Annotated in this window: 21 protein-coding genes; 14 read left to right on the plus strand and 7 right to left on the minus strand. The window is 65.8% G+C overall.

Annotated features, from left to right (window positions below):
• Positions 1-120: 120 nt before the first annotated feature.
• From ACTJLC_RS22650 to ACTJLC_RS22660, 3 genes are read right to left on the minus strand one after another with little or no spacing between them, the layout of a single operon-like run.
• A complete protein-coding gene (locus ACTJLC_RS22650; protein ID WP_073431081.1) occupies positions 121-1,203 on the minus strand; it encodes a glycosyltransferase family 2 protein in 1,083 nt (360 codons plus the stop codon).
• The gene (locus tag ACTJLC_RS22655) at positions 1,169-1,414 is read right to left on the minus strand and encodes a hypothetical protein (RefSeq protein WP_440845172.1); all 246 of its coding nucleotides are present in this window, start codon (positions 1,412-1,414) and stop codon (positions 1,169-1,171) included. The genes ACTJLC_RS22650 and ACTJLC_RS22655 overlap by 35 nt, the downstream gene beginning before the upstream one ends.
• A gap of 1 nt (position 1,415) precedes the next feature.
• A complete protein-coding gene (locus tag ACTJLC_RS22660) occupies positions 1,416-1,595 on the minus strand; it encodes a hypothetical protein (RefSeq protein WP_073431082.1) in 180 nt (59 codons plus the stop codon).
• Positions 1,596-1,790: 195 nt separating this feature from the next.
• Here ACTJLC_RS22660 and ACTJLC_RS22665 point away from each other — a divergent pair, with 195 nt between their 5' ends.
• Positions 1,791-2,042 carry a DUF1488 domain-containing protein gene (locus tag ACTJLC_RS22665; RefSeq protein WP_073431083.1) on the plus strand — a complete coding sequence of 84 codons (252 nt, stop codon included), beginning with the start codon at positions 1,791-1,793 and terminating at the stop codon, positions 2,040-2,042.
• An 86-nt stretch (positions 2,043-2,128) separates the two neighbouring features.
• On the opposite strand, the gene ACTJLC_RS22670 is transcribed toward ACTJLC_RS22665, so the two are convergent.
• The gene (locus ACTJLC_RS22670) at positions 2,129-3,058 is read right to left on the minus strand and encodes a LysR family transcriptional regulator (protein ID WP_310132413.1); all 930 of its coding nucleotides are present in this window, start codon (positions 3,056-3,058) and stop codon (positions 2,129-2,131) included.
• 253 nt (positions 3,059-3,311) lie between these two features.
• Between ACTJLC_RS22670 and ACTJLC_RS22675 the strand changes: the two genes are divergently transcribed.
• Positions 3,312-4,085, plus strand: coding sequence for an SDR family NAD(P)-dependent oxidoreductase (locus tag ACTJLC_RS22675; RefSeq protein ID WP_310124975.1), 774 nt, complete (start codon positions 3,312-3,314; stop codon positions 4,083-4,085).
• Positions 4,086-4,119: 34 nt separating this feature from the next.
• On the opposite strand, the gene ACTJLC_RS22680 is transcribed toward ACTJLC_RS22675, so the two are convergent.
• A complete protein-coding gene (locus ACTJLC_RS22680) occupies positions 4,120-5,520 on the minus strand; it encodes a DHA2 family efflux MFS transporter permease subunit (protein WP_310132415.1) in 1,401 nt (466 codons plus the stop codon).
• 202 nt (positions 5,521-5,722) lie between these two features.
• Between ACTJLC_RS22680 and ACTJLC_RS22685 the strand changes: the two genes are divergently transcribed.
• From ACTJLC_RS22685 to ACTJLC_RS22720, 8 genes are all read left to right on the plus strand, one after another.
• Complete coding sequence (locus ACTJLC_RS22685; protein ID WP_310124980.1) at positions 5,723-6,772, plus strand: NAD(P)/FAD-dependent oxidoreductase; 1,050 nt, start codon at positions 5,723-5,725, stop codon at positions 6,770-6,772.
• A 303-nt stretch (positions 6,773-7,075) separates the two neighbouring features.
• Positions 7,076-8,089 carry a cytochrome c oxidase subunit II gene (gene coxB / locus ACTJLC_RS22690; protein WP_310132658.1) on the plus strand — a complete coding sequence of 338 codons (1,014 nt, stop codon included), beginning with the start codon at positions 7,076-7,078 and terminating at the stop codon, positions 8,087-8,089.
• Positions 8,090-8,139: 50 nt separating this feature from the next.
• Positions 8,140-10,182, plus strand: coding sequence for a cytochrome c oxidase subunit I (gene ctaD, locus ACTJLC_RS22695; RefSeq protein WP_310132418.1), 2,043 nt, complete (start codon positions 8,140-8,142; stop codon positions 10,180-10,182).
• 1 nt (position 10,183) lies between these two features.
• Entirely contained in the window at positions 10,184-10,822 is a 639-nt protein-coding gene (locus ACTJLC_RS22700) for a cytochrome c oxidase subunit 3 (RefSeq protein ID WP_310132421.1), read from the plus strand.
• The gene (locus ACTJLC_RS22705; RefSeq protein WP_310124990.1) at positions 10,819-11,262 is read left to right on the plus strand and encodes a hypothetical protein; all 444 of its coding nucleotides are present in this window, start codon (positions 10,819-10,821) and stop codon (positions 11,260-11,262) included. Before ACTJLC_RS22700 ends, ACTJLC_RS22705 begins: the two co-directional genes overlap by 4 nt.
• A gap of 2 nt (positions 11,263-11,264) precedes the next feature.
• Positions 11,265-12,752: a c-type cytochrome gene (locus ACTJLC_RS22710; RefSeq protein ID WP_440845177.1), complete on the plus strand. Its 1,488-nt coding sequence runs from the start codon at positions 11,265-11,267 to the stop codon at positions 12,750-12,752.
• 102 nt (positions 12,753-12,854) lie between these two features.
• On the plus strand, positions 12,855-14,828 hold the full coding sequence (locus tag ACTJLC_RS22715; protein WP_073431090.1) for a PAS domain-containing hybrid sensor histidine kinase/response regulator: 1,974 nt from the start codon (positions 12,855-12,857) through the stop codon (positions 14,826-14,828).
• Positions 14,829-14,990: 162 nt separating this feature from the next.
• Entirely contained in the window at positions 14,991-15,491 is a 501-nt protein-coding gene (locus ACTJLC_RS22720; RefSeq protein ID WP_073431091.1) for a DUF421 domain-containing protein, read from the plus strand.
• 10 nt (positions 15,492-15,501) lie between these two features.
• Here the strand turns inward: ACTJLC_RS22720 and ACTJLC_RS22725 are convergent, their stop codons facing one another.
• Complete coding sequence (locus ACTJLC_RS22725) at positions 15,502-16,899, minus strand: MFS transporter (RefSeq protein ID WP_310132430.1); 1,398 nt, start codon at positions 16,897-16,899, stop codon at positions 15,502-15,504.
• Between the two features lie 230 nt (positions 16,900-17,129).
• On the opposite strand from ACTJLC_RS22725, the gene ACTJLC_RS22730 reads away from it, so the two are divergent.
• Entirely contained in the window at positions 17,130-17,282 is a 153-nt protein-coding gene (locus ACTJLC_RS22730) for a hypothetical protein (RefSeq protein WP_167363301.1), read from the plus strand.
• 144 nt (positions 17,283-17,426) lie between these two features.
• Here the strand turns inward: ACTJLC_RS22730 and ACTJLC_RS22735 are convergent, their stop codons facing one another.
• The gene (locus ACTJLC_RS22735) at positions 17,427-17,639 is read right to left on the minus strand and encodes a hypothetical protein (RefSeq protein WP_143031967.1); all 213 of its coding nucleotides are present in this window, start codon (positions 17,637-17,639) and stop codon (positions 17,427-17,429) included.
• A 411-nt stretch (positions 17,640-18,050) separates the two neighbouring features.
• Between ACTJLC_RS22735 and mprF the strand changes: the two genes are divergently transcribed.
• The 3 genes from mprF to ilvA all read left to right on the plus strand — a co-directional run bounded on the left by mprF (position 18,051) and on the right by ilvA (position 23,903).
• On the plus strand, positions 18,051-20,603 hold the full coding sequence (gene mprF / locus ACTJLC_RS22740; protein WP_227470737.1) for a bifunctional lysylphosphatidylglycerol flippase/synthetase MprF: 2,553 nt from the start codon (positions 18,051-18,053) through the stop codon (positions 20,601-20,603).
• A complete protein-coding gene (locus tag ACTJLC_RS22745; protein ID WP_073431094.1) occupies positions 20,600-21,865 on the plus strand; it encodes a virulence factor family protein in 1,266 nt (421 codons plus the stop codon). The genes mprF and ACTJLC_RS22745 overlap by 4 nt, the downstream gene beginning before the upstream one ends.
• A gap of 466 nt (positions 21,866-22,331) precedes the next feature.
• A complete protein-coding gene (ilvA, locus tag ACTJLC_RS22750; RefSeq protein WP_440845181.1) occupies positions 22,332-23,903 on the plus strand; it encodes a threonine ammonia-lyase, biosynthetic in 1,572 nt (523 codons plus the stop codon).
• Positions 23,904-23,993: the final 90 nt, after the last annotated feature.

A 23,993-nucleotide genomic window follows, 5' to 3' on the forward strand; every position in this document is an offset into this window, starting at 1 on the left:
TTTGCTAAGCAGCGGATGCTTAGCAGAAAACGCGCATATCGCACGCGCTAGCCAGCTTCCGCAAACGATGAAATCAACCCGCCGCTCATGCAGACGCTCATGCACACGCGTCATGAGGCGTCACACCGGCTCCGATTGCTCCGCGGCGAGTTCCTTGACGAGCTCCGTCACTGCCGCGGCCTGCCCGGCGGCCACACCGGGCACCGCGGCCACCGCCGCGACGGTGGCCGCGGCGGCGGCCTGCGGCCGTATGCGCAGCGCCGCGCGCGAGAGCATCAGCAGATGGTAGTAAAGCCGGATACTGAGCCCATACCTGTACGCGGACAGATGGGAGAGCGCGATCTTCAAGCCGCCGGGCGCCAGCCGATTCTTCGCATGGACCGAGACGACGATGGGCGCGAGACGGCGCAAGCTGAGCTTGCGCGAAGGCTCCAGTTGCGGCGGCAGCTTCAACGCCTTGACGAACGCATAGGCGCTCACCGCCGCGGCGGCCGTGGTGCCGCGCGTGCGGTGCGAGATCGAGGTTGCCGTCTTGCGATACACCGACACGTAATCGTGCAGATAGAACACCTCACGCGCCGCGAGACAGAGTTCGGTGCCGAACACGAAATCGCAGCACACCGCATATTCTTCCTTGTAGCCGATCCGTTTGACGAGTTTGGCGTCGGCCATCCAGCCGTTGTTGGGGAACATCTGGATCAGACCGGTTCGGCCGGGCAGCGGCTGCAGGCCTTCGGCTTCTTTCGTCCGTCGAAACGCGGTGTTCAGGCGCGTGCTGGCCCGCAAGTCGATCGAGCCGGTGTGATCGGCCTCGTACTGATCGCCGAATGCCGCGTCCAGTCGCGGATGGCGCTTCCACAGCGACACCAGTTTCTCGATGCCGTCCGTGGTGAGCAGGTCGTCGTCGTGAATCAGCGCGATCTTGTCGCCGCTCGCGCGCTCGAACAGGCTCGCCACATTGCGCGCCTGGCCGAGCGGCGGCTGATTGAGCGTATAACGCACGCGCGATTCCTTCCCATAGCGCGCGGCGATCATCTGCTGCGTCTGCGCGTTCCTCGAATCGTCGCCGATCAGAATCTCCAGATTGCCGTAGGTCTGCGCAAGACACGAATCGATACACTGCACGAGCAGTTCGGGACGCTCGCAGGTGGGCAGGCAAATCGAAACTTTAGGGCCCTTGAAGGAGGTTGAAGGGATGGACATGGGCGTCGCCTTTGTTATCAGTTGAGGGGCGGCAGCCGGTTTGCTTGACGCACACATCGCTGCAAGCAGAAAAATAGTTCATCACGTCAAAAAAATAATCGGTAATAAATAGGAAAAAATTGTCCGGCTTCTGAAAGGGTTTCAAAAGAAAAATTTGTGCGGCTTCGTCGCTGAAACGCAGCAAAGCCGCCTCCCGTTTGGCGCTTGACATTTCAACCAACCGACGGTTCGCCTTCACCCGGTTTCTTGCCGGGACTGTCCGCCGGCGACTGATTGCGCCCTTCATCGTCGCGTTCCGGCAGCTTGCTCTTCTCGTTGTCGCTGTGCACGGCCGGTTGCGGATGCTCGATGTCGGCCGGCTTGTTTTTGGCGGGTTCCCTGGTGTCGCTCATCATCTGGCTCCTGGTGTCGAAGACGCTTACACGCCAGCAAGGCTCGGACCCGCGCGCGAATTCCGCGGTGCGGCTCATGCCTTGCCCGGCGGAGCGCAACGGACCTGGTAGCGCCCCTTCCTGATAAACGAGGGCTTGACCGGGTGGGCCTTTCAGCGCACCGTGAAGCGGAAACACATCTCGCGGGGGCCCGATATGTCTCTCAACTTTCCGAACCCAAGCCGCAGTTACGACGCCTTCCACCATTGCGTCAATTTCTGGGGCTACGACAACGCGCGTGAAATCGCTTTCGCCGTCAATCAATCGGTGATTTCGACGCTGAGCCCGAGCGTGGGCGCCGACGAACCGGCCGTGCTGGCCGCCTTCGACCGGCATCGCGAGCAGATTCTCACGCTCGCGCGCAACGTGTACACGAGCGGCACGCAAAACCGCTACACGATTTCCTGAGACGGCTTTCCCGGCGCGGGCTTATCGACGCGGCGCACTCGCGCCTCGTCGCTTCGTCGCGGGCGTGCGTGAAGCCGGCCGCCGAATCAACCGGCCGGTTCGCGCGGCGCGCCGCCAGTCAGCGAAACGATGAAGTCGAAGAACGCCCGCACCTTCGCCGGTGGATGATGCCGCGAAGGGTAGAGCGCATACAGCGGATAAACCTCGTCGCCCCAGTCGGAAAACAGTTCGACGAGCTTGCCGTTGGCGAGCAGCGGCTCGGCCCCGAGCGCGAGAATCTGCGCGACGCCCTGGCCGGCCTTGCACACGCTATGCAAGGTGCCCACGTCGTTCACGGTCAGGCGGCCTTGCGGCGCGATCACCATCTTCTTGCGCCCGCGATGAAATTCCCAACTGAACGGATAGCCCGTGAGCGGGTCGCGAAACTTGATGCACACGTGCTTGCCGCTTTCGAGTTCGGCCGGCGTGGCAGGATGTCCATGCTTCCTCAGATACGACGGCGCGGCCACGGTCAGAATGCGCGTATCCAGCAGCTTGCGCGCGATCAGCGTCGACACGGGCGGCTCGCCGAAGCGGACCGCGAGATCGAAGCCGTCCGCGACCATATCGCCCAACTGGTCGCGCGTAACCAGTTCGAGCTGCAGATCGGGATGCTTGTCGATGAAGCCGCCCAGTCGCGGCCCGAGCACGAGGCGCGAAAAGAACGGGTCCATGTTCACGCGCAGGCGTCCGCGAACGGCGCTCGCGCCCCGGGTCGCGGAGGCTGCCGCTTCCTCGAGCCCGCCCAGCAGCGGCACGATCTGTTCGTAGAAACGCCGGCCCTCGTCGGTCAGCGCGACCGAGCGCGTGGTGCGATCGAATAGCCGGATGCCGAGGCGCGCTTCGAGCCGCGCCACCGAACGGCTGACCCCCGATTGCGACATATCGAGCGCTTCGCCCGCCGCCGCGAAACTGCCGCAATCGACGATCGCCGTCAACACGCCCATGCCGTTCAGCATGCGCTCGTCAAATGGCATGTGATAGTCCTTTTGTTATGTATTCGTTGCACGACATGCTAACGCGAAAGTCCGTTTTAAATCATGCGTCGGTTCGTCGTCATGCCGCACGTCACAGCGAATAGATGATGCGGCGTCATGAATCGAATGACAGCCACGCTATCGCGTCAATCGCGGAGCGCGCGCTAAGCTAGGTGCGTTCGTCCGATGCACGATGAAACCAGATTCTCGTCATGCATCGGGCATATTTGAACCGATCAACGGAGAACTCCTCATGTCGCGTGTTTTCATAACCGGTTCCGCCGATGGCCTCGGTCAGATGGCCGCCCGTCTTCTGGTCGACGCCGGGCATCAGGTGGTTTTGCATGCGCGCAACGCGGCGCGCGCCGAGGACGCGTTAAAAGCGATACCGGAAGCGCAAACGATACTCACCGGCGACCTCTCGAGTATCGCGGCCACCGTCGCGCTGGCCGGGCAGGCGAATCGGCTCGGCCGCTTCGACGCGGTGATCCATAACGCGGCGGTCGGCTATCAGGAGCCGCGCCGGATCGCCACCGTCGACGGTCTGCCGCATGTGTTCGCGATCAACACGCTGGCGCCTTACATCTTGACGGCGCTGATCGAGAAGCCGAAGCGGCTCGTCTACCTGAGTTCGGGTTTGCATCGCAGCGGCGACGCGAGCCTCGACGACCTCGCGTGGGAGCGGCGCCCGTGGCAGGGCACGGCGGCGTACTCGGACTCGAAGCTGCATGACGCGCTGCTGGCGTTCGCGATCGCGCGCCGCTGGCCGCGGGTGTTGTCGAATGCGCTGGAGCCGGGCTGGGTCGCGACGAAAATGGGCGGGGCGGGCGCACCGGATGATCTGCGGGCCGCGCCCAAAACCCAAGCCTGGCTCGCGGTCAGCGACGAACCCGCGGCAACCGTCAGCGGCGAATACTTCTATCACATGAAGCCGCGCGAGACGCATCCGGCCGTGCGCGACGTCGCCGTGCAGGAGCGTTTGATCGAAGCTTGCGCGAGCTTCTCCGGCATCCGCTTGCCGGACTGACGAATTGAAAAGCCGGGGCCGAGGACGCGCTCGTTCAGCGCCCCGCGCCCTGTGTCGCCCGCGCACGCACCGCGCGCGCGGCGGGCGCTTCGTCGAGATGGCGAAACACCCAGGCCGACACCAGCGTGATCGCGCCGACGCACACGAAGCTCAGGCGAAAGCCGAGCGTGGCCGAGCCCCATTGCGCCGAAAACAGATTCACCAGACCGCCGCCGATCGACACGCCGAGCCCGATCGCGAGCATCTGCACCATCGAAAACAGACTGTTGCCGCTGCCGGCGTCTTCATGCGACAGGCCCTTGAGCGTGACGCTGTTCATCGCCGCGAATTGCATGGAGTTGGCCGCACCGAACACCGCGAGAATCGCGGCCTCGACGACGAGCGGCGTGCCGCGCGAAATCAGCGCGAACGCAACGATCGACAAGCCGACGATCACGGTATTGACGAGCAGGAACAGGTCATAACCGTAGCGTCGTATGAGCGGCGCGATCCAGCGTTTGGCGACGGTGCCGGCGAGCGCCGCGGGCAGCATCATCAGGCCGGAATGCAGCGGCGAGTAGCCCAACTGCAATTGCAGCAGCAAGGGCACGAGAAACGGCACGGCGCTCGAACCGATCCGGCATAACAGATTGCCGATCAGGCCGACGCTGAAGTTCGGCTCGCCGAAGAGCGACAGTTTGAAGAGCGGATCGCGCCGGCGTCTCGCGTAGGGAATGTAGGCGAGCGCGCTCACGGCGGCGAGCGCGAAGAGCCCGACCGACCATGCCGCGCGATGCGTCTCGACGGGCGCGTCGATCGCCAGCGAAAACGCGATCATGCAAAGCGACAGCAGCCCGCAACCGAGGAAGTCGAACGGCGGCGCCCGGGTTTCGCCATGCGCCGGCAGAAACCGCTGCACCGCGTAAAGACCCAGCGCGCCGATCGGCACGTTGATCAGAAAGATCCAATGCCAACTGATCGTTTGCACGAACCAGCCGCCGAGCGTCGGTCCGACGATCGGTCCCAACTGGCCGGCGACCGAAATGAACGCGAGCGCCGATACGTACTGCTCGCCCGAGACGCTGCGCAGCACGGCGAGCCGTCCGATCGGCAGCAGCATCGAGCCGCCGACGCCTTGCAGGATTCGCGCGACCACCAGTTGACCGAGCGTATGCGCGCTCGCGCAGCCTATCGAGCCGAGCACGAACACGAGAATCGCCGCGAAGTACACGCGCCGCGTGCCGAAGCGGTCGGCGAGCCAGCCGGAGGCGGGCGTGAGCATCGCCATCGTCAGCGTGTAGGCGACCACGACCGGCTGCATCGCGAGCGGCGCGACCCGCAGGCTGTGCGCCATCGACGGCAACGCGGTGTTGACGATCGTCGTGTCGAGCGCCTGCATGAAAAAGCCGGCGGCGACGATCCGCAATAGCGCGGTCTGGGAGGAATCGCGGGTCATGTTCAACGAGGCGGCGAGCGCGGGAGCCCGCGGCGATTCAGTGGGATGGCGTCATCATATTGGACATCCCGGTCGATCGGAACCCCGCGCGTCCGGTCCCCGCTGTTCCGTCGCCAGCGCCCTTACCGCGTGTAATGACATCGTTGCCGGGCTGGGGCTGATTCTGTATGGTGGGTTATCCACCCATCCGAAGAGACGCCGAATGACGCCCGCCGCCGACCCGCAAACGCAACCGATCCGCTCCGACGTTCTGATCGTCGGCGCCGGCCCCGTGGGGCTGTTCGCCGCTTTCGAGGCGGGCGTGATCGGCCTGTCGTGCCAGATCGTCGATGCGCTCGACAAGATCGGCGGCCAATGCACCGAGCTTTATCCCGACAAGCCGATCTACGATATTCCGGCGATTCCATCCTGCACCGCGCGTGAACTCGTCGAGCGGTTGATGGCGCAATGTAAGCCATTCGACGTGCCGATTCATCTGGAGCAACGCGTCCAGTCGGTCGAGCAGGGCGGCGACGGACGCTGGACCGTGCGCACCGATCGCGGCCTCGTGTTCGACGTCGCGGCGATCCTGCTCGCCGCCGGCAACGGCGCATTCGTGCCGCAGAAACTGTTGCTGCCCGAAGCCGCGGCGCTGGAGTCGCGTCACGTGCACTACAGCGTGCAGCGTCTCGCCGATTTCGCCGACAAGACGGTGGTGGTGGCGGGCGGCGGCGATTCCGCGCTCGACTGGGCGCTGGCGCTGCGCAAGGTCGCGCGGCGCCTGACGCTGGTGCACCGGCGCAACGGTTTCAGCGCGGCCGATTCGAGCGTGGAGTTGATGCGAGACGCGGTCGCGGTCGGGGAAATGGACTTCGTCGTCGGCGCGATCGCGGGGCTCGTCGTGGAAGACGATGCGTTGAAGGCGATCACGTTGCGGCATATCGAAGGCGAGAGCCGGCTCGAAGCGGAAGAGCTCGTCGTGCTGTATGGGCTGGTCGCCGATCTCGGGCCGATCGCGCAATGGGGGCTGACGATTCACGGCGGCCGCGTGGACGTGGATACGTCGAACTACGAGAGTTCGCGGCCCGGCATCTTCGCGGTCGGCGATATCGCCAACTATCCGAACAAGCAGAAGCTGATTCTGTCCGGTTTCCACGAGGCATCGCTGGCGCTGCGCAAGGCGTATTCGTACGCTTATCCCGAGAAAAAGCGGGTGCATGTGCATTCCAGTTACGACGCGAAGCTGGCGGAAAAAGTGAGCGCGGCGGGGTAGGTTCTCACTGTGAGGCCCGGTTGCAGTCGGCTGAAGCGTTGATCGAACCCGGTAGATGATCGAGAGGTCACTACCGGGTTCTTTTTGCGCCTACGCTCCGCGATGTTCCGATGCCGTTCTGCTTACGCCTGAAAGGTTCGTTTCTTGCTGGTTCACCAGGTTGATGCTCACCCGCGCGAGGTCGGAAAACCTGCCGGGTGACGACCCTGAACGGCGAACCCATGGAGCAAAAGCGGCATGCAACGAGCGATGCCCACGCGAAGCAACGGCATTCGTGCGTCACGAGACGCGTGCGCGCGCGTCATGCTCGCGGCGATCGCCTGGGTGGCATCCACGACTCATGCATTGCCCACGGCGCCGCTCAATTACTTCCTGCACGCGGCCGGCCCTGCCGCCGCGCCGACGATGCGGCTCGGCTGGGCGCTCACCGCCATTGCCGTCTGCGTGACGCTGATCGTCGCCGGGTTGCTGTTCGGCGCGATCGCGCGCAAGCGTCCGGCCGCGCCCAGCGACTCCCTCGATGCGGAGGCGGGCGGCATGCGCTGGATTTATGTCGGCACCGGCGTGTCGTCGATCGTCCTGTTCGCGATGCTCGTCTATGTGCTGGTGACGCTCGAGTCGGTCGCTTCGCCCGCCGCGCATCCGCAATTGACCATCACCGTCACGGCATACGACTGGTGGTGGAAAGTCGACTACGCCGACGATCCCGACCCGGCCCGCAACTTCAGCACGGCCAACGAGATTCATATTCCGGTCGGCGAGCCCGTCAAGGTTCAGCTCAAAAGCGCCGACGTCGTGCACGCGTTCTGGGTGCCGCAACTCGCGGGCAAGACGCAGACCATCCCCGGACAAACCAACGAGCAGTGGATTCAGGCCGATCATGCCGGCGTCTATCGCGGACAGTGCTCGCAGTTTTGCGGCGCGCAGCACGCGCACATGGCCTTCGAGGTGGTCGCGCAAAACGCCGCGGACTTCAATGCCTGGCGCGACGCGCAAGGACGACCGGCCGCGCCCGTCAGCGATCGTGGCGATCCTGGCGATCGTGCGCTCGCCGCGGGCCGGCATCTGTTCGCCGAGCGCTGCGCCGGCTGCCACATGATTCGCGGGACCGACGCAGCCGGCCTGCAAGCGCCCGATCTCACGCATCTCGGCTCGCGTCGCACGATCGCCGCGGGCGCGCTGACCAATACGCCGGATCATCTGCTCGACTGGATTCAGCACGCGCAGCGGATCAAGCCGGAGGCGTTGATGCCGAATATCGCGCTGACAACGGACGACGCCGCCGCGCTGTCCGCCTATCTGGCGACGCTGCGTTGAAATCCCGCCGACCCGCCCGACCCTCCCGACACATTACGGAGCGCCTTTCGATGTCCGATCACGCCGCGTCCGCCGCCACACCGGGCGCTACGAACACCGCTTCAACGAGCACGCCGCCCGCCGCGTCGCCACTTGCGCGCACGCCACGGCGCGGCCGCGTGCTGCCGGGCAGCGCCGAGGAAAAGCGCCTGCGCGAAATCTGGGAAGCCCCGCCGGGCTGGCGCGGCTGGCTCTCCACGGTCGATCACAAGACCATCGGCCTGCGCTACCTCGTCACCGCGTTCGTTTTTCTGCTGATGGGCGGCGTCGAAGCGCTGATCATGCGTGTCCAGCTCGCGCGCCCCAACGCGACCGTGCTCAGTCCCGAGCAATACAACCAGCTCTTCACGATGCACGGCGTGACGATGATCTTTCTGTACGCGTTGCCCGTGCTGTCCGGCTTTTCGAACTACCTGTGGCCGCTCGTGCTCGGCTCGCGCGACATGGCGTTTCCGCGGCTGAACGCGCTGTCGTACTGGGTGTTTCTGTTCGCGGGCATCTTTCTGTATGCGAGCTTTCCGAGCGGCCAGGCGCCGAACGCCGGCTGGTTCAACTACGCGCCGCTCTCCGGCCTCGAATACAGCAGCGGGCCGAATATCGACGTGTACGCGCTCGGCATGGTGCTGCTCGGCATCTCGACGACGGTCGGCGCGATGAACTTCGTCGTCACGTTGCTGCGCATGCGCGCGCCGGGCATGTCGCTCGACCGGATGCCCGTGCTGGTGTGGGGCACGCTCACCGCGTCGGGCGGCAATCTGCTGGTGGTGCCCTCGGTGAGTCTCGCGTTCCTGCTGCTGTGGATGGATCGGCGCATCGGCACGCATTTTTTCGACGCGCTCAACGGCGGCCGTCCGCTGCTCTGGCAGCACCTGTTCTGGATCTTCGCGCATCCGTGGGTCTATGCGGTCGTGCTGCCGGCAATGGGCATCGTCTCGGATGCGTTGCCGGTGTTTTGCCGGCGGCCGTTGGTCGGCTATGGACCGGTCGCACTCGCCACCGTCGCGACGATGGTGATCGGCTTCGTCGTGTGGATTCACCATATGTTCGCGACCGGCATTCCGGCGCTGGCACTGTCGTTTTTCGGCGCGGCCAGCATGGTGATCGCGATTCCGAGCGCGGTCGCCACCTTCGCATGGATCGCGACGATCTGGACGGGCCGGCCGGTGTTTCGTGTGCCGTTCCTGTTCTTCGCGGGCTTCGTGCTGCTGTTCGTGGTGGGCGGCGTCTCCGGCGTGATGACGGCAGCGGTGCCGCTCGACTGGCAACTCACCGACACGTACTTCGTGGTCGCGCATCTGCATTACGTGCTGCTCGGCATCAACGTGTTCCCGGTGATCGGCGGCATCTATTTCTGGTTTCCGAAGTTCACCGGCAAGATGATGAGCGAGCGCCTCGGCAAGCTCGGTTTCTGGGTGCTGTTCGTCGGCTTTAACGTCGCGTTCTTTCCGATGCATATCGCGGGGCTGCTCGGCATGCCGCGACGCATCTACACCTATCCCGCCGAGATGGGCTGGAACACGGCGAATCTGATCACGTCGCTGGGTTCGTTTCTGTTCGCGGCGGGCGTGCTGATCTTTCTGATCGACGTGCTCGTGAGCCTGAAACGCGGCAAGCCGGCCGGCGACAATCCGTGGGACGCGCCCACGCTCGAATGGTCGATGAGTTCGCCGCCGCCGCCGTACAACTTCGCGGTCGTGCCGTGGCTCGCGAGCCGTCATCCGTTGTGGGAAGGCCGCATCGACGAGCCGGGCATCACGGTCCCCATGCGCTCGCAACTCGACGAAGGCTATCTGCTCGCGCAGGGCCGCGAGGCGCTCGGCACGACCGCGCTCGAAGCCATCCCCGATGTGATTCTGAAGATGCCCGGCGATTCGTATGCGCCGTTCTGGCTCGCGGTGTTCGCGACGCTGGTGTTCGCCGGGCTCGCGACGGGCGCGTGGATTTTCGCGGGCGCGATGCTGGCGGGCTGCGCGGTATCGATCGTGGTCTGGTTGTGGCCCGAGCGCGCGTTGATCCAGCGCGAGCCGGTCGCCGTGCGCGACGCGGGAGGCTGACGTGAGCGACGCCGTCGACCTGAATCAGCCTTCACGCGAGCCGGCGCAGCCGCGCCCCTTGCCGGTGGGCAGCGCCGGCGAGCGCTCGGGCGGCTGGTGGGGGTGCCTCACGCTGATCGCCACCGAAGGTTCGCTGTTCGGTTATCTGATCTTTTCGTATCTGTACCTGGTCTCGCAGACGCCGCAGCATTGGCCGCCTGAAGGGCTGCCGAAGCTCGGGCTCGGCATCGCCAACACGGCGATTCTGCTGTCGAGCAGCGTGTTCGTGTGGCTGTGCGAGCGCTGCGTGCGGCGCGCCCGTCTGCGCTGGGCGGCGGCGTCGATGGCGCTAGGCGTGGTGCTCGGCTGCGCGTTCATGGGCATTCAGTTGATCGAGTGGCGCGCGCATCCGTATGGCTTGAGCACGCATCTCTATGGTTCGCTGTATTTCACGATCACCGGTTTTCATATGGCGCACGTGGCGGTGGGCATCGTCGTGCTGCTGTTTCTGCTGCTGTGGACCGCGCTCGGTTATTTCGACGAACAACGCTGCGCCGCGTTGACGATCGGCGGGCTGTATTGGCATTTCGTCGATGTCGTGTGGCTGTTTATTTTCAGCACGCTGTATCTGACGCCTTACCTGTTTCGGGGGTGGTCGTGACCGATGACATGACGCCGCGCCTGAGCCGCGAGCCGCCGCAGGTGCCGCATCCGGCCATGCGCCACATGCTGATCGGCCTGCTGCTCGCGCCGTTTGCATGGCTCGCGCAGATGGTGACGACGGAGGCGCTCGCCGCGCAGAGCTGCTATCCGTTCGATCGGCCGCTGTCGGCGCCGCTCGTCGTGTGGATGCGTCCGGCGCTTTTCACGGTGAGCGCGCTGTGTCTCGCGGCCGGCGTGTTCGGCACGTTGACCGCGTGGCGCACGATGCGCCGCATCGGGCCGATGCAGTGGGGCGCGTTGAGCGGCAAGCGCCGCACGCGCGCCGAACTGGACTGGTTCCTGAGCCGCATCGCCGCGATGTGCAGCGCGCTGTTCCTGTTCGCGCTGATCGCGACCGACGTGGCGTTGGCGATCGTGTCGCCATGCAGGGGGTGGTGACGATGCGCGGGTTCAGCGATCACGTTGCGTGGCACGGCGGCCGGCCGGGGTGGCGCCGGCTTTGGCATGCCGTGCTCGGCGGCGTCGTGACGCTGGCGTTGGTGTCGAGCGCGGGCGGCACGGGCGGCACAGCGAGCGGCAGCGAGAACAGCAGGGCGAATAGCACCGCGAACGGCGGCACGGGCGGCACCGAGAACAGCACGGCGAATAGCACCGCGAACGGCGTCACGACCAGCACCGCGCCCACCACCGACACCACCACCGCCCAGATCGCCCGCGGCGCCTACCTCGCGAAAGCCGCCGACTGCGCCGGCTGCCACACAGCCCCGCCACGCGTGACGCACCCCGGCGCCGCGCCCACCGCAACGCCTGCATTCGCCGGCGGCCTCGGCATGGTTTCGCCGTTCGGCACCATCTACTCGTCGAACATCACGCCGGACCCGCGCTCGGGCATCGGCCGCTATAGCTACGACGATTTCGCGCGCGCCGTGCGCGAGGGTGTGGCGCCCGGCGGCAAACGGCTGTATCCGGCGATGCCGTACCCCTCGTTTGCGAAGATCGACGATGCCGACCTGCACGCGCTCTACGCGTACTTCATGCACGGCGTGCAACCGGTGGCGGCACCCGCGCCCGCGACCCGCCTGCCGTTTCCGTTCAACCAGCGCTGGGCGCTCGCGGTCTGGAACTGGGCCTTCGCGCCGAGCGGCCCGTTCAAGCCCGAGCCGACCCGCGACGCGCAATGGAATCGCGGCGCGTATCTCGCGCAGTCGCTCGGACATTGCGGCACGTGCCACACGCCGCGCGGAGCCGCCTACCAGGAGCGCGGCTATAGCGAGGCCGATCCGCTCTTTCTGACGGGCGGCACCAACGACCACTGGTTCGCGCCGAATCTGACGGGCGACCCCGGCTCGGGTCTCGGCAGGCATTCGGCCGCGGACATCGCCGCGTTCCTGAAGCACGGCCACGGCGGCGGACTGATCGCGTTCGGCAGCATGGTGCAGGTGGTGGAAGACAGCACGCAATATCTGAGCGACGCCGACCTCGCGGCGCTCGCCGCCTATCTGAAGAGCTTGCCGCCGCGCGCGCCGAGCGGGCACTTCAACGAGCGTTCGCGCGCCGCGCGGCAGAGCGTGCAGGCGCTGAAAACCGGCGATGTCGAACGGCCCGGCGCCGGCCTCTACGCCGCTTATTGCGCGCGTTGCCATCAGACGGACGGCGCGGGCGTGCCGCAAAAGTATCCGCGCCTCGCGGGCAATCCGGCGGTGTTGTCGGCGTCCAGCACGTCGCTCGTGCGTTTGCTCGTCGAGGGCGGCCGGAGCCCGCGCACGGAACACGGTCCCGAGCCGCGCAAGATGCCGTCGTTCGCCGATCAGTTGAGCGACAGCGAAATGGCCCACGTGCTAACGTTCATTCGCAATACGTGGGGCAATGCGGCAGCGCCGGTGACGACGCGCGACGTGTCGAGCGTGCGCGGCGCTTTACACAAATAGCGCGGCCCGGGTCCGTCGCAACGGCGCGCACGGCCTGATGAGCGAGGCGGCCGGCTGTCGGCGGTGTATGCTTTTGAATGAACCTCTATTCTTCCCGATCCCATGAAAGAGTTCGATCTCCCTTCCGCCGGCGAGAACGGCGGTCCCGCCCAGAATCCCGCCGCCGTCCGCGCGAGCGCGCTCGTCAACGTCGATTACGGGACGCTGGTGCAGGCGATCGAGGACTACGCGATCTTCCTGCTCGACGCGACCGGGCATGTCGTCAGTTGGAGCGTCGGCGCGCAGAAAATGAAGGGCTACACCGAACACGAGATCATCGGCCAGCACTTCTCGCGCTTCTACACCGCGGAAGCGTTGGCGCGCGACTGGCCCGCCTACGAACTGCAACAGGCGGCGCTGACCGGCCGCTTCGAGGACGAAGGCTGGCGCGTGCGCAAGGACGGCTCGACCTTCTGGGCCAACGTCGTGATCACGGCGATCCGCAACCAGGCGGGCCTGCTCAGCGGTTTCGCCAAGATCACGCGCGACCTGACCGCGAAACGCGAATATCTCGAAGCGCTGCGGCAAAGCGAGGAGCGTTTTCGTCTGCTGGTCGACAACGTCAAGGATTACGCGATATTCATGCTCGATCCGCAAGGTCATGTGGCGAGCTGGAACGAGGGCGCCGCGCGCATCAAAGGCTATGCGCGCGACGAAATCGTCGGCCGGCATTTCTCGGTGTTCTATCTGCCGGAAGACGCGGCGGCGGGCAAGCCCGCGCGCGAACTCGCGATCGCCCGGCAGCTCGGCCACGTGGAGGACGAAGGCTGGCGCGTGCGCAAGGACGGCTCGAGTTTCTGGGCCAACGTCAACATCACGGCGGTGTATGACGAATCGAAGCGGCTGCGCGGCTTCGCCAAAATCACGCGCGATCTGACCGAGCGGCGTCAGCGTGAAGAACTGGAGCGCTCGGGCGAACGCATGCGCAAGTTTCTCGCGACCCTCGCGCACGAGTTGCGCAATCCGCTCGCGCCCGTGCGCAACGCGATCGGCGTGATGCAGATCGAGGCGGGAGTGAGTCCCACGCTGGCGCGCTCGCGCGATCTGATCGATCGCCAGGTCACGCATCTCACGCGGCTCGTCGACGATCTGCTCGACATTGGCCGGATCATGTCGGACAAGGTCGAGTTGCGCATTGGCCGCGTCGATCTCGGCGAGGTGGTGGCGCGCGGCATGGAAGCGGCGCGGCCGTTTACCGACGCGCATTCGCAGACCGTTGTAACGAACCTGCCGCGCGAACCGGTGGTCGTGCGCGGCGACATGACGCGTCTCGTGCAGGTGTTGCAGAACCTGCTGCACAACGCGTCGAAGTTCTCGCCGGTGGGCAGCCGCATCGAGATCGTGGTCCGCCTCGATTATCAGATGGCCGTGATGGAAGTGCGCGACCCGGGTTGCGGCATTCCGCTGCGTTCGCTCGATACGATCTTCGAGTTGTTCGTGCAGGAAAAGGAAGGGCAAAGTGTCGGCGAAGGCGGCCTCGGCATCGGCCTCACGTTGTGCAAGTCGCTGATCGAAATGCATGGCGGCAGCATTGTCGCGAGCAGCGCGGGGCCGGGGCGCGGCAGCACGTTCACGCTGAGTCTGCCGCTCGCCGCGGCGCCCTCCGAGGCCGCCGCCGCTCAGCCGGGCGAGGCCTCGGGCGAGGTTGCGCCGCTGCGCATCCTGCTGGTCGACGACAACCGCGACTCCGCCGACAGTCTCGCGATGCTGCTCGAACTCAAAGGCCACGAAGTGCGCATCGCCTACGAGGGCGAGGCGGCGCTGCACGTCGCGCCGCGCTTTGCGCCGCATCTCGCCGTGATCGACCTGGCGATGCCGAAGATGGACGGCTACGCGACGCTCGCGGCGCTGCGGGCCATGCCGGAACTCGCCGACACGATGTTCGCCGCGATGACCGGCTTCGGCCATGAGAGCGATCGCGAGAGCACTGCAAAGGCCGGCTTCCATGTTCATCTCGTGAAGCCGGTCGAGCTTGCCCGCTTCGATGCGTTGCTGGCGCAGGTCGAACAGCGGCGCAGCGGGGGCGGTGGCGGCTAGCCGCGCTCACGCCCGTTTTCATCGCTTCACGTTCCGGGCATCGCGCTGCCTTGCGGGCATTGAATACCCGAGGCACATCGTTTGCTGCGCGCCCTATGAACGCTGCGGCCGCCGCTCGCGACAGAGAAAACCAGGGCGGCCGCCTGTCGCGAGGAGGGCGATATGAACGACGTGATTTTCACGCTGTTTGGCGACGGCAGGAATCTCGATCCGCTGCAGATGGGCCTGCGCGCCGTGATCGTGTTCGTGATCACGTTGGTGTTGATCCGCATCTCGGGCCGGCGCTCGTTCGGGCAGCGCTCGCCGTTCGATCTGGTGGTGGTGATCCTGCTCGGCGCGACGCTGAGCCGGGCGATCGTCGGCGCGTCGCCGTTTCTCGCGACGATCGCGGCCGCGTTCGTGATCGTCGTGTGCCATCGGCTGCTGGCGTGGGCTTGCGTGCACTCGCATGGGCTGGAGCGGCTGGTCGGCGGCGGCGAACGCGAGGTGTTCAGCAACGGCAAATTCAACGACGACGAAATGAACGCCGCGCTGATTACGGCAACCGATATTCGCGAGAGCGTGCGGCAGAAAACCGGCGCGTGCTCGTTCGACAACGTGGCCGCCGCGATTCTCGAACGCAACGGCGAGGTGAGCGTGATTCGCAAGAAGCAGCCCGGTTAAGGGCGCCGGGTTAGCCGCGGCCGCCGCGCGCGATCTCGTCGCCGGCGCCGTGCGGCAGGCGCCGCGTGACCGGAATCGAGGCGAACGAGCACAAACCCACCACCAGGAACGCCGGCCAGAAGTCCGACCACATAATGCTCGGATGCCCATGCAGTGCGCGCGAAATCTGCAGCACGATACCGCCGATCGTCACGCCCAGACCGAGCGACATCTGCTGCACCACGCTGCCGAGACTGGTGGCGCGGCCCACGTCGCGGCTCGCGATTTCCGCGTAAGTGAGCGAGTTCAGACTCGTGAATTGCAGCGCGGGAAAGAAGCCGCCGAGCAGCACGACCACCCAGATGATCCAGACCGGCGTACCGGGGAAAAACAGTCCGCACGCCGCGATCGACAAGCCCGACAATGCCGCGTTGACCACCAGCACCGAGCGAAAGCCATAGCGATGCAGCACGCTCGAGGCGACCGTGCGCATGAACATGCCGCCGAACGCGGAAGCACAGGTGATCAGGCCGGATTCGAACGCGCTCATGCCGTGGCCCTCCTGCAGCATCAGCGGCAGCAGAAACGGCAAGGCGCCGAGCCCGATGCGAAACAGCGAGCCGCCGAGCACGCTCGCCTGGAACGTCGGCACCTTGAAAAAGCGCAGATCGAGCAAGGGCAACTCGACGCGCCGCGCGTACATCACGTAACCCGCGAGCAGCACGGCGCCGCTTGCGCACATGCCGAAGGCGTCCCGATTCGAAATCAGTTCGCCGCCCACCAGCGAGAGCCCCAGCAGAAGCAGCACCGCGCCCGCCGCCGAGAGAAAGAAACCGATCCAGTCGAGCGGGCCGGGGTCGGGTTCACGCGTATTGGCGATGTGCCGGTTGGTCAGATAGATGCCGAGCATGCCGATCGGCACGTTGATGAAGAAGATCAGGCGCCAGTGCAGATAGGTCGTGATGAAGCCGCCGAGCAGCGGCCCGGCGGCCGGGCCGAGCATCGCGGGCACGCTCAGGTAGTTCATCGCGCGGATGAAATCGGATTTGTGGACCACCCGGAAAATGATGATGCGGCCGACCGGCACCATCATCGCGCCGCCCACGCCTTGCACGAAACGCGCGAGCGTGAAGGTCGCCAGCGAGTTCGACGCGGCGCACAACAGCGAGCCGGTCACGAAGATGCCGATCGCGGTGCGGAAGATAGTGCGCGCGCCGAAACGGTCGGCGAGCCAGCCGCACACGGGGATGAACACGCCGAGACCGAGCACATAACTCGTCACCGCGATTTTCAGCGTGACCGGATCGCGCCCGAAGTCGCGTGCCATGGCCGGCAATGCGGTGACGATCACATTGGCGTCGACGCTTTCCATGAACATCGCGCAGGCGACGATGAGCGGCGCGATTAGGGCTTTCTGGACGACGGGCATGAAGGCGGGTCTGCGGCGTGCCGTCGCAGGCAAAGGGCCATTATTGCACCTGTACGGTGCGGTTTGCTAATAGCCGGGCGCTGAGGCCATTCCGCTGCGGAAGACGCAGCGAGCGGCCGTGACCGTCGCGCAACAAGTCCACAGCGGGTTTTTAATATTTGTTGCAGTGCGACAGGATAGGTCTATAATCGGGTTATTCCCTAGGTATAAACCCTATAAAGGAGCCCACCATGAACACCGCTACTCATACCGCAGCCGCTCGCGCCACCACCGCCAAGAACATCACCTTGCTGGGCAAACTGCGCGCCCTGGCGCTGCACGCGCTGAACCTGCATCTGCAAACCTGCGCCGTGATCGCTGAAGCGCACCGCCGTCCGCAGTAAGCGCACGCAGTAAGGGCAGTACCGCAGCCGGCACCGGCTGCAAGACCGGGCGGGCGCGCGAGTGCGCCGTCTCTGCCGCGCTCGCGGCAGCACGCTCGCGATTCACGCGCGCCCGTCCGGTTGCCTACTGCTTTGCTTGCGTATTCAGTCGCGAGTGCGCTTCGACACCCTCGCCACGACGTTTCGCATCTTCATCGCTCGCGCGGAAAACGAACTCATCAAAAGCGCGGTCGACACCAGACCCAGCAGACAGATTCCCGCCATCATCCATTCCTGATTCGCCATCATCGTTCTCCTTGGGTCGAACTTCGCTTCACGCGGCACGTTCGCGACAGGTTGCCGGGCCGTTACTTCCATTTACGGCACATGAAGCGCAAAGCTTGATAGAGCAGAGCGGCTTACGGATCGCTCATGGCTGTTTCGGATCATCGGCGCGACGCCGAATCTTCATCCCGCACGACGCGATTCGCGTTTACACTCCTGCCCCTGTCGAGCGCGGCGCGATCCTCGTCGACATCTCGACCCAATCATCTTGCGCACCGCCATGGCAAACGCGCAACGCGCATTCAGCCTCGATCACGAGCCCAGGTTAATCCCGGGTTGAACGGCTGCTGCTGTCAACCTTTTCAATGTTTTGCCGTTATCTCGTTGTAATCGCCGAGGCAAGGCGATGTCGCGGCAGACGACCCGTCGTCGTGACAGCTCCACGCAAGGCCCGCATTGACCATGTTCCATCGACATAACAATAAGTTCGACCGGCTAGTCGCGATGTTCGACCGTGCATCGAAAACGCTTGGCCACCGGGGAATCCTCTCGCCCTTGCTCGCGCTCGTCATCGGCGGGCTGCTGCTGATCGTCTTGCAGCATCTTTCACAAGCGGTCGACTACCGCTCGGTGATGCGCGAATTGCGTCACCTGAGCGCCGGCGAGTGGACCGCCGCGCTCGCCGCGACCACGCTCAGTTATGTGGCGCTGGTCGGCCGCGATCTCGTCGGCTTGCGATACCTGGGCGTCGCCGTGCCGCGCGCCGCGCTGTGGATCGGCGCCACCGCAGGCTCGGCGCTCGGCAATGCGACCGGGTTCGGCGCGTTGACGGGCGGCGCGGTGCGCGCGCGGGTCTACGGCGTGGCGAGCGTCACGCCCGCGCAGATCGGCCGCATGACGGTGTTCACGAGCGTGTCGCTGGCGCTCGCGCTGGTGCTGATGACGGCGCTCGGCATGGTCTGCGCCGCCGGCCCGCTCGCGCCGATGCTTCATCTCACACCGATGGCGCTCCGCTGGAGCGGCGCGGCGCTGCTCATCGCGCTTGCGCTCGCGGCCGCTGCCTGCCGTCGCGACACGCGCGCGGTCCGCACGCGCTGGGCGTGGCTGTCGTTCGACATTCCGGCGCGCCGCGATCTGCTCGAGCAAGTGGCGCTCGCCGTGGTCGACGTGGTGGCCGCGGGCCTTGCGCTGTGGGCGCTGCTGCCGCATGCGGACGTGAGCTTCGTCACCTTCATCACCGTCTATGCCGCGGCCATGCTGCTCGGCATGATCGGCCATACGCCCGGCGGCGTCGGCGTATTCGAAGCCGCCATGGTGTTCACGCTGAACGGCAGCGTGCCCACCCAGCAGATGGTCGCGGCGCTGCTCGCCTATCGCGCGATTTACTTCGGCGCGCCGCTGGTCGTCTCGGCCGCGCTGCTCGCCGGCTTCGAGGGCCGCGCGCTGAAAGGGCGTTTGCCGCTGCACCACGCGGCGGCCGTATCGAAGCTCGCGCCGCTGTTTCTGAGTCTCGTCACGTTCGTGGTCGGCGGCATGCTGGTGATTTCCAGCGCGACGCCCGCGTTCTGGCAACGCATTCGCATTCTGCGCGACGTGCTGCCGCTGTGGGTGCTCGAAAGCTCGCAGCTGCTATGCAGCGTGCTCGGCGTATTGCTGCTGTTCGTCGCGCGCGGGCTGTTGCGCCGGCTGGACGCCGCCTGGTGGATGACCTTGCTGCTGGCGGTGCTGAGCCTCGCGCTGTCGCTCACCAAGGGTCTCGCGTTCGTGGAGGCGGCCGTGCTCGGCATGCTGATCGTGCTGCTGCTGGCCACGCGCAAGCGCTTCAATCGTCACTCGTCGCTGTTCGCCGAACGCTTTACGGCGGGCTGGCTGGTCTCTGTCGCGATGGTGCTGATGCTGGCCGTCTGGGTGATGCTGTTCGCCTTCCGCGACGTGCCGTACACGGACGACCTGTGGTGGCAATTCGCCTTCGACGAACGCGCGCCGCGTGCGTTGCGCGCCACGCTGGCCGCGAGCCTGTTCGCCGCGACGTTCTGTTTCTGGCAACTGCTGCGCCCGGCGCCCGGCCATTTCGTCAAGCCGGCGCCGGAAGATCTGCAGGACGCGGCGCGCATCGTGCGCGCGCAGGAGCGCAGCGACGCCGGCCTCGCGCTGATGGGCGACAAGAGCTTCCTCTTTTCCGAGTCGCGCGAAGCCTTCCTGATGTACGCGAAAAACGGCCGCACGTGGGCCGCGCTGCACGATCCGGTGGGGCCGCGCGAGGAATGGGCCGGCCTGATCGGCAAGTTCGTCGCGCTCGCGCATGCGCACGGCGGGCGCGCGGCGTTCTATCAGGTGCGCGCCAACGCGTTGCCGCTTTACCTCGACGCCGGCCTCACGCTGATGAAGCTCGGCGAGGAAGCCCACGTCGTGCTCGACGATTTCGACCTGAAGGGCTCGCATCGCGCGCATCTGCGCTATGCGCTCAAGCGTGGCGAGCGTGACGGCTTCACCGTCGACGTGATTCATCGGGCCGATGTGCCGGCGTCGCTCGAAACGCTGCGGCAGATTTCCGACGGCTGGCTCGGCAGCCGCGACGCGCGCGAAAAGAGCTTTTCGGTCGCCGCGTTTACCGACGACTACCTCGCCGCGCAATCGGTGATGCTGGTGCGCCAGCACGGCGAGCCGGTGGCGTTCGTCACCTTCATGACGACCGACATGCATACCGAAGCCACGGTCGGCGTGATGCGGCATGTGGCGAGCGCCTCGCCTTACGCGATGGAATACCTGTTCACGCAACTGGCGCTGCATCTGAAGCAGGCGGGCTTCCGCTCGCTGAGTCTCGGCATCGCGCCGCTCTCCGGCATGCAGCCCACGCCGCTGGCGTCGCGCTGGCATCGCCTCGCCGGCATCGTGTGGCGCTTCGGCGGCCGCTTCTACAACTTCCGCGGACTGCGCGCTTTCAAGAGCAAGTTCCAGCCGCATTGGGAGCCGCGCTATCTCGCGGCGTCGGGTTCGGTGGGCGTGTTCTTCACGCTCGCGGACCTGTCATTGCTGGCGGGAGGCCGGCGCTCATGACATTGCATCGTTTCTTCAGGCTCGCCGTGGCGGCGAGCTGCCTGATCGGCGGCAGCGGCGCCCACGCCGCGACCAGCATCGTGCCGGGCGGCCGTTATGGCGAGGTCAGGGTCACGCAGCCGGCGGGACCGTTGCGGGGTTTCGTCGTGCTGTACTCGCAAGCGAGCGGCTGGAGCGCCGCGGACCAGCAGGCTGCCGATGAGCTCGCCAAGGCCGGCGCGTTGACCGTCGGCGTGGATACGGCGCGTTATGCGGCCAATCTGCGCGCGCGGAAGGAGGCCTGCCATCAACTGGTGGGCGATGCCGAGGCCTTGAGCCACCAGTTGGAACGGCAATCGCAATCGAGCCATTATTTCGCGCCGATCGTCGCGGGTACGGGGCAGGGCGCGACGCTCGCGATGCACGTGCTGGAGCAGGCGCCGTCGAACACGATCGCCGGCGCGGTGACCGTGGATGCGGAACGCACGCTCGATGCGCGCTTTCGGCCATGCCCGCCCGACCCGACCGTGATCCGCGACAAGGTGCCGGGCTTCGTCGAAAAGGCCGCGACGGGCAACGCGGATCGCGCGCGCCTCGTCGCGTTGCTCACGCCGCATCTGCAAGCGGTGTCGACGAGCGACGAGGACGTCTCCGACTTGCCGCTCATCGAGTTGCCGGCGGCGCAGCCAAACGGGCTCATGGCGATCGTGATTTCCGGCGACGGCGGTTGGCGCGATCTGGACAAGACCATCGCTCAAGGGTTGCAGAAAGACGGCGTTTCCGTGATCGGCTGGGACAGCCTGCGTTATTTCTGGAGCGAGAAGCCGCCCGCGCAGACGAGCCGCGACCTCGCGCGCGTGATGCAAACCTACGGCTCACGCTGGCATGCTCAGCACATCGCGCTGATCGGCTATTCGTTCGGCGCGGACGTGATGCCGTTCGCGTACAACCGGCTGCCCGAGGCGCAGCGCGCGAAAGTGTCGTTGATCGCGCTGCTCGGCTTCGCGCCCGACGCCGATTTCCAGATTCGCGTGGGCGGCTGGCTCGGCATGCCGGCAAGCGATAGGGCCTTGAAGGTGCTGCCCGAAGTGGCGCGCGTGCCGCCCGCGATCGTGCAGTGCTTCTACGGCGAGAGCGAGAAAGACACCTTGTGTCCGGTACTCGGCAAAACCGGCATCGAGGTGATCCGCACCTCGGGCAGCCATCACTTCGGCGGCGACTACAACGCGCTCGAGCGGCACATTCTGAGCGCCTTCAAGAAGCGCAGCGGCGTGGGCAACTGACCGGCGTGCGGTGCCCGGCGTGCCGCTTCGGGCCGGTCTTCGCGCGCGCTCAAGCGTATGTCGGGAGCGCTATCGCTCATGGGACGGCCCGGCGATTTTTCCCGCGCTAACGCAGCGCGCGTTGCGGGACGGTCCCAACTGCCGCTGCTGCAGCGGTCCGCTCGACGAACGACTGGACCAACCGAGCTTTCATATCGGGCCGGTTGTGTCCGATACGGGTTTGCGCGCCGCCCAGGCGGCGCACCGTCCTTGACAAACATCGCGAGCTCAACGATGATCCGGCGCATGAACTGCCTCGACATCCGTATTGCGCTGATTATTAGCATCATTCATCGAATGGTGGGTTAGCGCGCGTCGGCTTGCAGTGACACATTAACCCGCCCCACGAGGCGGGTTTTTTTATGTCCGCTTGCTTGCCTCCTGGTCTCTCTCTGCTGGATCCGCTTTTGCCGCACAGGAGCTTGCCTTGCCGCTATTCGAACTCGACCAGGTTGCCGAAGCCGCCGACAGCGTGGCGCTGCGCCACGACTACCTGAAGAAAACCCTGACCGCGCGCGTCTACGACGTGGCCCGCGAGACCGAACTGGAACGCGCGCCGAATCTGTCGGCGCGCCTGCGCAATCCGGTCTACCTGAAGCGCGAGGATAACCAGCCGGTGTTCTCGTTCAAGGTGCGCGGCGCGTACAACAAGATGGCGCACATTCCGGCCGAGGCGCTGGAGCGCGGGGTGATCACCGCGTCGGCGGGCAATCATGCGCAGGGCGTGGCGCTGTCGGCGGCACGGCTGGGCGTGAAGGCGATCATCGTCGTGCCGGTGACGACGCCGCAGGTGAAGGTCGATGCGGTGCGCGCGCATGGCGGGCCGACCGTCGAGGTGGTGCAGTCGGGCGAGTCGTATAGCGACGCGTACGCGCATGCGCTGACGCTGCAGGAAGCGCGCGGCCTGACCTTCGTGCATCCGTTCGACGATCCGTATGTGATCGCCGGCCAGGGCACCGTCGCGATGGAAATTCTCAGCCAGCATCAGGGACCGATTCACGCGATCTTCGTGCCGATCGGCGGCGGCGGACTCGCGGCGGGCGTCGCCGCGTACGTGAAATCGGTGCGCCCGGAGATCAAGGTGATCGGCGTGCAGACCGACGATTCGTGCGCGATGGCCGCGTCGCTGAAAGCCGGCGAGCGGGTCACGCTAAACGAGGTCGGCCTGTTCTCGGACGGCACCGCGGTGAAGCTGGTCGGCGAGGAAACCTTCCGCCTGTGCCGCGAGTATCTCGACGACGTGCTGCTCGTGAACGCCGATGCGCTGTGCGCGGCGATCAAGGACGTGTTCCAGGACACCCGCAGCGTGCTCGAGCCCGCCGGCTCGCTCGCGGTGGCCGGCGCGAAGCAGTATGCCGAGCGCGAAGGCATCGAGAACCAGACGCTGGTCGCGATCACGTCGGGCGCGAACATGAATTTCGACCGCATGCGCTTCGTGGCCGAACGCGCCGAAGTGGGGGAAGCGCGCGAGGCGGTGTTCGCCGTGACGATTCCCGAGGAGCGCGGCAGCTTCCGGCGCTTCTGCGAACTGGTCGGCACGCGCAGCGTCACCGAGTTCAACTACCGGATCGCGGACGCGAGCTCGGCGCATATCTTCGTCGGCGTGCAGATCCGGAACCGCAGCGAGTCCGCGCAGATCGCGGGCGCGTTTGAAGCGCACGGCTTCGCGACCGTCGACCTGACCTTCGATGAACTCTCGAAGCAGCACATCCGCTACATGGTCGGCGGCCGCTCGCCGCTCGCGCATGACGAACGGCTGTTCCGCTTCGAGTTTCCCGAGCGGCCGGGCGCGCTGATGAAGTTCCTGTCGTCGATGGCGCCGAACTGGAATATCAGCCTCTTTCACTATCGCAACCAGGGCGCGGACTACAGCTCGATTCTCGTCGGCATTCAGGTGCCCGACAGCGAGAACAGCGAGTTCGGACGCTTTCTCGCGACGCTGGGGTATCCGTACTGGGAAGAGACGCAAAACCCCGTGTATCGCCTGTTTCTTGCGTAATGGTGGAGCCGGTTGCCGTTCGGGGTTTACCTTGAGATCGGCTAAAGCGATGTGGAACAGCAGTGATCGTTGCAAGAGACCGCAAGCTCT

The sequence above is a fragment of the Paraburkholderia sp. 22099 genome (genome assembly GCF_052045835.1).
GTDB lineage: Bacteria > Pseudomonadota > Gammaproteobacteria > Burkholderiales > Burkholderiaceae > Paraburkholderia > Paraburkholderia terricola.

What these genes read in the sequence shown, in the direction of transcription:
- ACTJLC_RS22660 (WP_073431082.1), bottom strand. Translation starts at nt 1,595, where the DNA reads ATGAGCGACACCAGGGAACCCGCCAAAAACAAGCCGGCCGACATCGAG.
- ACTJLC_RS22680 (WP_310132415.1), bottom strand. Translation starts at nt 5,520, where the DNA reads ATGACCCGCGATTCCTCCCAGACCGCGCTATTGCGGATCGTCGCCGCC.
- ACTJLC_RS22665 (WP_073431083.1), top strand. Translation starts at nt 1,791, where the DNA reads ATGTCTCTCAACTTTCCGAACCCAAGCCGCAGTTACGACGCCTTCCAC.
- ACTJLC_RS22650 (WP_073431081.1), bottom strand. Translation starts at nt 1,203, where the DNA reads ATGTCCATCCCTTCAACCTCCTTCAAGGGCCCTAAAGTTTCGATTTGC.
- ACTJLC_RS22725 (WP_310132430.1), bottom strand. Translation starts at nt 16,899, where the DNA reads ATGCCCGTCGTCCAGAAAGCCCTAATCGCGCCGCTCATCGTCGCCTGC.
- ACTJLC_RS22655 (WP_440845172.1), bottom strand. Translation starts at nt 1,414, where the DNA reads ATGTCAAGCGCCAAACGGGAGGCGGCTTTGCTGCGTTTCAGCGACGAA.
- ACTJLC_RS22735 (WP_143031967.1), bottom strand. Translation starts at nt 17,639, where the DNA reads ATGGAAGTAACGGCCCGGCAACCTGTCGCGAACGTGCCGCGTGAAGCG.
- ctaD (WP_310132418.1), top strand. Translation starts at nt 8,140, where the DNA reads ATGTCCGATCACGCCGCGTCCGCCGCCACACCGGGCGCTACGAACACC.
- ACTJLC_RS22730 (WP_167363301.1), top strand. Translation starts at nt 17,130, where the DNA reads ATGAACACCGCTACTCATACCGCAGCCGCTCGCGCCACCACCGCCAAG.
- ACTJLC_RS22745 (WP_073431094.1), top strand. Translation starts at nt 20,600, where the DNA reads ATGACATTGCATCGTTTCTTCAGGCTCGCCGTGGCGGCGAGCTGCCTG.
- ACTJLC_RS22710 (WP_440845177.1), top strand. Translation starts at nt 11,265, where the DNA reads ATGCGCGGGTTCAGCGATCACGTTGCGTGGCACGGCGGCCGGCCGGGG.
- ACTJLC_RS22670 (WP_310132413.1), bottom strand. Translation starts at nt 3,058, where the DNA reads ATGCCATTTGACGAGCGCATGCTGAACGGCATGGGCGTGTTGACGGCG.
- coxB (WP_310132658.1), top strand. Translation starts at nt 7,076, where the DNA reads ATGCTCGCGGCGATCGCCTGGGTGGCATCCACGACTCATGCATTGCCC.
- ACTJLC_RS22675 (WP_310124975.1), top strand. Translation starts at nt 3,312, where the DNA reads ATGTCGCGTGTTTTCATAACCGGTTCCGCCGATGGCCTCGGTCAGATG.
- ACTJLC_RS22685 (WP_310124980.1), top strand. Translation starts at nt 5,723, where the DNA reads ATGACGCCCGCCGCCGACCCGCAAACGCAACCGATCCGCTCCGACGTT.
- mprF (WP_227470737.1), top strand. Translation starts at nt 18,051, where the DNA reads ATGTTCGACCGTGCATCGAAAACGCTTGGCCACCGGGGAATCCTCTCG.
- ACTJLC_RS22720 (WP_073431091.1), top strand. Translation starts at nt 14,991, where the DNA reads ATGAACGACGTGATTTTCACGCTGTTTGGCGACGGCAGGAATCTCGAT.
- ACTJLC_RS22715 (WP_073431090.1), top strand. Translation starts at nt 12,855, where the DNA reads ATGAAAGAGTTCGATCTCCCTTCCGCCGGCGAGAACGGCGGTCCCGCC.